This window comes from Pauljensenia sp. 20925_1_25 (assembly GCF_041433955.1).
Classification (GTDB): Bacteria; Actinomycetota; Actinomycetes; order Actinomycetales; family Actinomycetaceae; genus Pauljensenia.
This window is the reverse complement of the sequence record NZ_JAPWCL010000045.1, coordinates 1-1,335: the sequence shown is the minus strand read 5'-3', so window position 1 is coordinate 1,335 and position 1,335 is coordinate 1. Positions and strand designations below refer to the sequence as shown.

The following is a 1,335-nucleotide window of genomic DNA, read 5'->3' as shown; positions in this document are numbered from 1 at the left end:
GGCTCGGCGTGTCGCGGGGGTTAGATTTGGCCTTTTTGAATGCCGATTGAGTGGGTGTAGTCGGTGTCGATAGCGTTGTCGTAGAGGGCTGGGCGTCCTGTTTCGTGGTCGGCTTGGTTCTCGGTTTGGGTCAGGGTGGATACTTTGGCGAGTTGGCCCTGGCCCCAGTCGGACTGCCTGGCGATTCGTACTGGATCGTCAGGCAGTTCCGTTTTTAAGTAGAGCCACCAATCCAGCATGCGGCGTTGTCGTTCGCCTGATCTGCCGCGGTGGGTTCTGGCGAGCAGTTTGAGCTGGGCGTTGATGCCGCCTTCTAAGCTGTTGGTGGTGGATTTGATCCGCTCGGGCGCAAGGACTCCTGCTGGCGGGTTGAGGTAGACAAACAGCATCTCGGACCGCCAAAGATGGTTGAGGCTGTTGTAGGCCTTGCGCACGTTGTGGTGGGTCCACACGCGGGTCCATGCACCTGTTTTGGGGTCTTTGATCATGGTTTTCTCGTTCATCCATTCCCGGTAGATCGTTGAAAACTCGTGCAGTTGCACACCCCACGCGGCGGCTTCATCCAGTGTGGTGATCCGGGTCAGTTTCAGCGCAAGTCGGTAGATGGTGCGCCCGGCATCGGTGCGTGGGTTGGTGGTGGTGTAGCGGCGGACCACGCGTTGGGCGTGGACGAGGCAGCGTTGAATTTTCGTAGTCGGCCAGCACTTTTTGATTGCGCTGTATGCGCCTTGGCCGCCGTCGATGACGGCGATGAGTGGGGCTTCGATGCGTTCAAGCAGCAGTTGGTAGTCGCGGGTGGTTTCGTGTTTGCACCAGTGCCAGGCGATCACGTGGTCGATGGTCGCCGCGACGATCAGGCAGCCACCGGCGGTGTAGGTGCCATCGAGAAATACCTGGTCGTAGATCCGCTTGTGGTGGCCGGCGGTGGGGTCAGGCACATCAACGAGCCAGCACCACTTGAAGCGCCGCTTCATGGTGGCGCGGCTAACACCGTTTCGTTTGGCTAGGTCGTCGAGTGATATTGCGGTGGTGCAATGCTCGATGAACTGGGTGAACACTGCCGCGTTGGTGATGTCGTTTCGACGTTTGACGCTGGAGGCGCCGCATTGTTTGCAGCGCCATCTGGTGGTGCCTTTGCTGGTGGTGCCGTTGCGTTTCATTTCACCGCCGCAGTGGCAGCGTGGTTGGTTCTTCGACATTGCGACACCACACCACGCCGCGCATAGCACATCACGGCTGCCACACCGAGGATTTCCCGTCGGGGGCTAGATATATGCTTCCGGAGCATATACTTTCCGGAAACCTACAGGTCAATCCGTGAAAATCCGCGATTCC

The 1,335-nt window shown here is 58.9% G+C and carries 1 protein-coding gene; it reads right to left on the bottom strand.

What is annotated here, in order from left to right; all coding sequences use genetic code 11:
• Positions 1 to 20: 20 nt before the first annotated feature.
• Positions 21 to 1,199, bottom strand: a complete 1,179-nt coding sequence (locus O3932_RS10435; protein ID WP_005323424.1) for an IS256-like element IS1249 family transposase — start codon at positions 1,197 to 1,199, stop codon at positions 21 to 23.
• Between the last annotated feature and the right edge of the window lie 136 nt (positions 1,200 to 1,335).